Genomic DNA, 6,676 nt, shown 5'->3' with positions numbered 1-6,676 from the left:
GGGCGGACCGAGGACATGGCGGCCGCCCTGGCCACCGCGGGCCGGGAAGCCGCAGGCCTCTTCGGCGAGCCGGCCCTCGCCGCGCCGGGCGCGGACACCGCTCCGGGAGGCCCCGCGGAGGTCCCCGCCGACGCGCTCACCGAGCGGTTCCAGCACCTGGTCCGGGACGCCGGCCTGCCGCCTTCCCTGGTCCCCGCGCTCCCGGCGCGCCCGCACGGCCGGGTCACCGGCGACGCCTCCCCCGGCCTCGGCGAGGTGCTCGCCGAGCTGCGGACGGTACGCGCCCAGTACCGGCAGGGGGCGTTCCTGTGACGGCGGCGGACGACACGGCGGGCCGGGTGCGCACAGCGGTGCACGCGGTCCGGGACCCCGAGATCGATGTGACCCTTGCCGACCTGGGGGTGCTGCGCTCGCTGACCGTGCGCGGCGACGCGGTCGACATCGTGCTCGCCCCCACCCGGACGGCGTGCCCGGGGCGGACGGCGATGGAGCGCGCGGTGCGTGCGGCGGTCGCCACGGTCCTGCCCTCGGCGGCCGTGGGCATCGAGTGGCAGCCGGGCGCCTGGCGGGCCGAGCACGTGTCGGAACGCGGGCTGCGGGCGCTGCGCGGCTGCGGCTACGGCGTCGCGGGCCGCGGAGCGGCGGGCGCCGAGGCGCCCACCGTACAGCTGCGCCGCTGCCCGTACTGCGGCTCCGGCGTGGTGGAAAGCATGGGGCGGTTCGGCGGCAGCGTGTGCCGTACGCCCTTCCTGTGCCGCAGCTGCGGCTCGGCATTCGACGAACTGGGCACGGCCCGTGACATCAAGTGAGGTCATCAAGTGAGGTGGGGCGGATGAGGCTGGACGGCAAGGTCGCGGTGGTGACCGGCGGCACCAGGGGACTCGGGCGGGCGATCGCCGAACGGTATCTGCGCGAGGGCGCGTCGGTGATGTGCGCCGCGCGCAACCCGCACGACATCGACACCCTCCTGGAGAACTCGCAGGGCCGCGCCCGGTACTGCTACACCGATGTGACCGACGAGGACTCGGTCGGCAAGCTGATGCGGGAGACGGCGGACGCCTTCGGGCGGATCGACATCCTGGTCGCCAACGCCGGCGTCAGCCGGGACGGCAAGATCGGCCGGCTCGCGCCCGCCGCCTGGCAGGAGATGGTGGCCACCAACCTCAACGGCGTGTACCTGTGCACGCACGCCGTCCTCCCGTACATGGCGGCCCAGGCGGCAGGGCGGATCATCAACCTCTCGTCCAGCATGGCCACCCGGGTGGCCATCGGCGCCGCCGGTTACTGCGCCACCAAGGCCGCCGTGGAGATGTTCACCCGGGTCTCGGCGATGGAACTGGCCCCGAAGGGCATCCTCGTCAACTCCTTGGCGCCGGGCATCGTCGACGAGGGCATGGGCCGCGACCTGACCGACAACGAGCGGGTCTGGTCGGCCTACCGGCGCCGGTTCGCGCTGGGCCGCCCCGGGCGCGCGGACGAGGTCGCGGACGCCGCCGTCTATCTGGCCTCCGAGGAGGCCACCTATGTCAACGGGCACGTGCTGGAGGTCAATGGAGGTCTGCTGTGGGCATGACGCACTCGTCCGTTGTGGGCGTGACCCACTCGTCTGCCGCGGTCCGGCTGGAGGTCGCCGGCGGGATCGGCCGCATCCTGCTCGACCGGCCGCCGGTGAACGCGCTGGACCGCGACGCCCAGGCCGACCTGGAGCGGGCCGCGCACGAGGCGGCATCCCGCCGGGACGTCCGGGTCGTCGTCCTCGTCGGCGGGCCGCGGATGTTCTCGGCGGGTGGCGACATCAAAGAGATGGCGGCCATGAGCTACCCCGACATGATCCACCACTCGGCCCGGCTGCAGGCCGCCTTCACCGCCGTGGCGGACATCCCGCAGCCGGTCGTCGCGGCCGTCGCCGGTGCCGCGCTCGGCGGCGGCTGCGAGCTGGCGCTCACCGCCGACCTGCGGATCTGCGGTGAGAGCAGCCGGTTCGGGCTGCCGGAGATCAAGCTCGGCGTCATTCCCGGCGCGGGCGGCACCCAGCGGCTGCCCCGGCTGGTCGGCCTGGGCCGCGCCAAGGAGCTGGTCCTCTCCGGGCGCGCGGTGGACAGCGCGGAGGCCCTGCGCATCGGGCTGGTGGACCAGGTCGTGCCGGACGACCGGGTGGTGGCCGAGGCGATGGCGGTGGCCGGGCGCTTCGCCGAGGGGCCCGCGTACGCCCTGCGGGCCGCGAAGGCCGCCGTCGACCGCGGCACCCGGACCGATCTGACGGCCGGCCTGGAGATCGAACGGGCCCTGTTCGCCGGGCTGTTCGCGACGCCGGACCGTACTGCCGGTATGCGATCGTTCGTGGAACAGGGGCCGGGGCGGGCGGAGTTCGGCGACGACGACGGCGCGGCCGCATGACGAGCCCCACGGCCCGGCCGGAGCGGGCGGGTCCCGCCCGGCCGGGCCTCCGTGAGGCGCTCACCCGGCCGGGCCTCCGTGAGGTACTGGCCGGCGGGCACCCCTCGTACTCCTTCGAGTTCTTCCCGCCCCGTACGGAGGCGGGGACGCGAACGCTGTGGCAGGCGATCCGCCGGGTCGAGGCGGTCGCGCCCGCCTTCGTCTCCGTCACGTACGGCGCGGGCGGCTCCTCCCGGCACCGCACCGTGGAGATGACCCGGCGGATCGCGGCGGCGACCACCCTGCGCCCGGTCGCCCACCTCACCGCCGTCGGGCACTCCGTCACCGAGCTGCGCCACATCATCGGCCAGTACGCGGATGCCGGGGTCCGGGACGTACTGGCGCTGCGCGGTGACCCGCCGGGCGACCCGCAAGGCCCCTGGACGCCGCACCCGCGAGGACTCCGGCACGCCGCCCAGCTCGTCGAACTGATCCGCGCCATGGGCGACTTCAGCATCGGCGTGGCCGCCTTCCCCGAGCGCCATCCGCGCTCGCCGGACTGGGAGAGCGACATCCGGCACTTCGTCGCCAAGTGCCGGGCGGGCGCCGACTACGCCGTCACCCAGATGTTCTTCCACGTCGAGGACTATCTGCGGCTGCGCGACCGGGTCGCCGCCGCGGGCTGCGACATCCCGATCATTCCCGAGATCATGCCCGCCACCGACGCCCGGCAGATCCGCCGCTTCGCCGAGCTCAGTAACGCCCGCTTCCCCGCCGACCTCGCCCGGCGGCTGGAGGCGGCCCGCGGCGACGCGGCCGCCGGGCACCGCATCGGCGTCGACCATGCCACGGCCATGGCCCGGCGGCTGCTCGCCGAAGGCGCGCCCGGCCTGCACTACATCACCCTCAACCGGTCCACCGCCACGCTCGAGATCCACCGGAACCTCCGGGGAACGCCCGAGTACGCCGCGAGCGGGCCCGCCGAGCCTCAGGAGAGAGCGCCGTCATGCGCATCGCCGTCACCGGTTCCATCGCCACCGACTATCTGACGACCTTCGCCGGGCGCTTCGCCGACCAGCTGCTGCCCGACCAGCTGGCCCATGTGTCGCTGTCCTTCCTCGTCGACGACCTCGAAGTGCGGCGCGGCGGCACCGCGGCCAACATCGCCTTCGGCCTGGGTTCGCTCGGGCTGCGCCCCCTGCTGCTCGGCGCGGTCGGGGCCGATTTCGCGCCGTACCGCGACCGGCTGGAGGCGCACGGCGTGGACACCCGGCACGTGCGGGTCTCCGAACGCCTCCGTACCGCGCGCTTCATGTGCACCACCGACCTCGACCAGAACCAGATCGCCTCGTTCTACGCGGGCGCCATGGCCGAGTCCGCGCTCCTCGACCTCGCCCCGCTCGCCGCCTCGCCCGACCGGCCGGGACTGGTCGTGATCTCCGCCGGCGATCCCGCGGCCATGGCGCGCCACACCGCCCAGTGCCGCGAGCTGGGGCTGCCGTTCGCCGCCGACCCCTCGCAGCAGCTCGCCCGCCTCGGCCCGGACCAGGCCCGCGATCTCGTCACCGGCGCCCGCTGGCTGTTCACCAACGCCTACGAGGCCGCCTTGCTCACCGAGACCACCGGCTGGCGCCGCGAGGAGATCCTCGCGCGCGTCGGTACCTGGATCACCACCCGCGGCGGGGACGGCGTCGTCATCGAGTCGGCGGCCGGCGACCGCACCGCGATTCCGGCCGTCGCGACCGCCTCCCCCGCCGACCCGACCGGCGGTGGCGACGCCTTCCGCGCGGGCTTCCTCGCCGCGACGGCCCGGGGAGCGCACGTGGTGGACGCGGCCCGGCTGGGCTGCGCGCTGGCGACGGCGGCCCTGGAGACCATCGGCCCCCAGCAGTACACGGTCACTCCGCACACCCTGCTGTCCCGCGTCGCCACGGCCTACGGCCCGCCGGCGGCCCACGCGGTCTCAGCCATCCTGGCCGTCCCCGAGCCTGCCGGCTGACCTGCGCCGAGGAACCCTTGGCGGCACTGCCGGGCCTCTTTACACTGAGCGCGCCCCGCCCCGATCTGCGCCACCAGCCGCGCATCCCACTGGAGGGCACCGTGTCCGTCTCGATCGAAGAACTCTGCGAGACCGCAGGCGAGATCCTGCGCACCACGCGCTACATGGCGCTGGGCACCGCTTCGGCCGCCGGGGTCCCGATGGTGACTCCGCTGGCCCACGCCTGGGACGACCAGGACGCCTTCTACTGGTTCTCCGCAGTGGACTCCGTGCACTCCCTGAACATCGAGCAGAACCCGGAGGTCTCGCTCGTCGTCTTCGACTCCGATCCGGCCGACGGGGGTGGCCAGGGCCTCTACGCACGCGGTCGGGCCGAGATGCTGCACGGCGACGCGCTGGCCGAGGGCTGCGAGGTCTACTACACCCGCCGCTACCCGGACCCGGCGGCACGCGCGAAGCGGTACCAACCGCCCGCGCGGTTCCGGGACCCCGCCCCCAACCGGCTCTACCGGGCGCGGATCGAGTCGTACTCAGTACTGAGCCCCACCGGCCACCCCGTGCACGGGGACGAGGTCAGCCACCGCGTCACCATCCCGTTCCGCACCGACCGCCTCTGACGGCCGCGGGCCGGGCCCCGCCTCACCGGGGAGACGGGGCCCGCGTATCAGGATTTCCGGCTCAGCTGTGGTACTGGATGTAGCCGTTGCCGTCGCGGTCGGAGCCGCTCTTGGTGTAGGCGTGGACGTCCGAGCGACTGCCGGAGGGCTTGTACAGATAGATCGTGTCGCGGTCGTTGTTCCACAGGAAGTTGCAGTTGTCGCGGTAGACCACGTTGCGCGCGTCGGAGTCGGTGCCGTAGCCGCCGCGGAGCTTCACGTAGTCGCCGGGCTGAAGATAGTGGCCGGCGGTGAACTTGAAGCGATTGCCGGCGGCGTCCTTGACGACATAGCCCTTGAGGTTGATCGTCGCCGAGGACGAGTAGTTCTTGATCGTCAGATACTCCTCGTCGGTGTTGCCGGAGGAGCAGCTGTTGGAGTCCCGGCCGGGGGCGTCGTACTGGACTCCGCGGACCTTCAGCGCCGAGTGGTACTCGGCGGCCTGGGCCGGGGTGGCGGCGAGGACGGCCAGCGCGCCGGCGGCGACGGCGGTGGCTATGACAGGGCGCTTGCGCAAGGGAATCCCCCATGTTCACGGTCTGATGGAGCGACAGGAGCTTATACACATTGTGAAGGATTGGTGAATAGCCAGTGATGATTCCGGAGGCCGCGACCTACTTTTCCGAAGTACGGGCGCCCGCCCCGCGCTGCCACCGGCGGCGCGCCCGCAGGAAGCTCGACCAGTCCTGGTAGCCGAGCAGCTGGGCGATCTCGTACCGCGGGATCGAGGGGTCGCGCAGCAGGTTCTCGGCGACGCCGCGCCGCACCTCGTCGAGGATCGCCCGGAAGGTCGTGCCCTCGTTCGCCAGGCGTCGTCGCAGGGTCCGCGGTGCGTAGTGCAACCGCTCGGCGACGCCCTCAAGACCGATGTCGAGCGAGTCCTGGCCGAGCAGGTGGGCGCGGACCCGGGCCGCGACGCCGGTGCAGTGCAGACGCTCGGTCCGGACCCGCTCACACTGCTCGATCATGACCAGCGCGGTGTGCGCGTTCGCCATCGGCGGCACTTGATCGAGGTACCGGACATCGAAGACAAGCTCGGCACGGGGGTGGCCGAAGCGCACCGGAACCCGGAAATGGTCCCGGTACACCGGTGGCCGCCGGGCCTCGTCGACCTCGAACGGCAGCCTGACCTCACGCAGGGGGACCTGGTTCGCGCCCGGGAAGACTTCGCGCTGGATCTGCACGGTGGCGGCGACGTCCCGCTCCACGACGAAGCGCCGGATGTCCTCGGGCACGTCGTCGGCCTCCATGGCGAGGACGTACTGTCCCGGCTCCCCGAGGTGGGCCGTCATCGTCGAAAAGGCGAAGGTGAGAAGCGCGTACCGCAGGCCGTACCGGATCGTCTCCCGCACCGACGAGCACGCCGCGAGCAGATATCCGAAGTAGCCGTACGCCGTCAGGTGGTAGAGCCGCCCGAGCTCGATGCCCAGGCCCGGACGGTTGTCGAAGGCGGCGAGCAGGTTGCGGATCACCGCGATCTCCTGCTGTGCCTCCAGCAGTTCGCCGGGGTCGGCCAGGCTGCGCGGGGTGATGCGGGAGCCCCGCAGCAGGGTGCCGACGTCGACTCCTTGCCGAGCGGCCCACTCACACAGGATCGCGACGCCGACCATCGTGCGCGGGTGGTCCCACGGATCCCTCATGGTCG

8 protein-coding genes and 1 pseudogene are annotated in these 6,676 nt (G+C 73.0%); 7 read left to right on the top strand and 2 right to left on the bottom strand.

What is annotated here, in order from left to right; genetic code table 11:
• The 7 genes and pseudogenes from ABT381_RS01765 to ABT381_RS01735 form a co-directional block, all read left to right on the top strand.
• Window positions 1-312, top strand: a pseudogene (locus ABT381_RS01765) (hypothetical protein); the annotation flags it as partial.
• A complete protein-coding gene (locus ABT381_RS01760; RefSeq protein ID WP_351586478.1) occupies window positions 309-809 on the top strand; it encodes an iron-sulfur cluster assembly protein in 501 nt (166 codons plus the stop codon). The pseudogene ABT381_RS01765 and the gene ABT381_RS01760, both read left to right, overlap by 4 nt.
• Before the next feature lie 23 nt (window positions 810-832).
• Window positions 833-1,573 (top strand): SDR family NAD(P)-dependent oxidoreductase, encoded by a 741-nt coding sequence (locus ABT381_RS01755; protein WP_351586476.1) that lies wholly within the window; start codon window positions 833-835, stop codon window positions 1,571-1,573.
• Entirely contained in the window at window positions 1,570-2,397 is an 828-nt protein-coding gene (locus ABT381_RS01750; RefSeq protein WP_467754409.1) for an enoyl-CoA hydratase/isomerase family protein, read from the top strand. The genes ABT381_RS01755 and ABT381_RS01750 overlap by 4 nt, the downstream gene beginning before the upstream one ends.
• A complete protein-coding gene (gene metF / locus ABT381_RS01745; protein WP_351586472.1) occupies window positions 2,394-3,425 on the top strand; it encodes a methylenetetrahydrofolate reductase [NAD(P)H] in 1,032 nt (343 codons plus the stop codon). The genes ABT381_RS01750 and metF overlap by 4 nt, the downstream gene beginning before the upstream one ends.
• Window positions 3,383-4,375, top strand: a complete 993-nt coding sequence (locus ABT381_RS01740) for a carbohydrate kinase family protein (RefSeq protein WP_351586470.1) — start codon at window positions 3,383-3,385, stop codon at window positions 4,373-4,375. The genes metF and ABT381_RS01740 overlap by 43 nt, the downstream gene beginning before the upstream one ends.
• Before the next feature lie 101 nt (window positions 4,376-4,476).
• Window positions 4,477-4,992 (top strand): pyridoxamine 5'-phosphate oxidase family protein, encoded by a 516-nt coding sequence (locus tag ABT381_RS01735; protein WP_351586468.1) that lies wholly within the window; start codon window positions 4,477-4,479, stop codon window positions 4,990-4,992.
• 61 nt (window positions 4,993-5,053) lie between these two features.
• Here the strand turns inward: ABT381_RS01735 and ABT381_RS01730 are convergent, their stop codons facing one another.
• Together ABT381_RS01730 and ABT381_RS01725 are read right to left on the bottom strand one after the other, a co-directional pair.
• Entirely contained in the window at window positions 5,054-5,548 is a 495-nt protein-coding gene (locus tag ABT381_RS01730) for a lamin tail domain-containing protein (protein WP_351586466.1), read from the bottom strand.
• Between the two features lie 97 nt (window positions 5,549-5,645).
• Window positions 5,646-6,671 carry an AraC family transcriptional regulator gene (locus ABT381_RS01725; protein ID WP_351586464.1) on the bottom strand — a complete coding sequence of 342 codons (1,026 nt, stop codon included), beginning with the start codon at window positions 6,669-6,671 and terminating at the stop codon, window positions 5,646-5,648.
• Window positions 6,672-6,676: the final 5 nt, after the last annotated feature.

Source organism: Streptomyces sp. NPDC000151 (genome assembly GCF_040301705.1).
In the GTDB taxonomy this organism is placed as follows: domain Bacteria; phylum Actinomycetota; class Actinomycetes; order Streptomycetales; family Streptomycetaceae; genus Streptomyces.
Note: the sequence above shows the minus strand (reverse complement) of the source record. Positions and strands in the feature narration are given on the sequence as shown.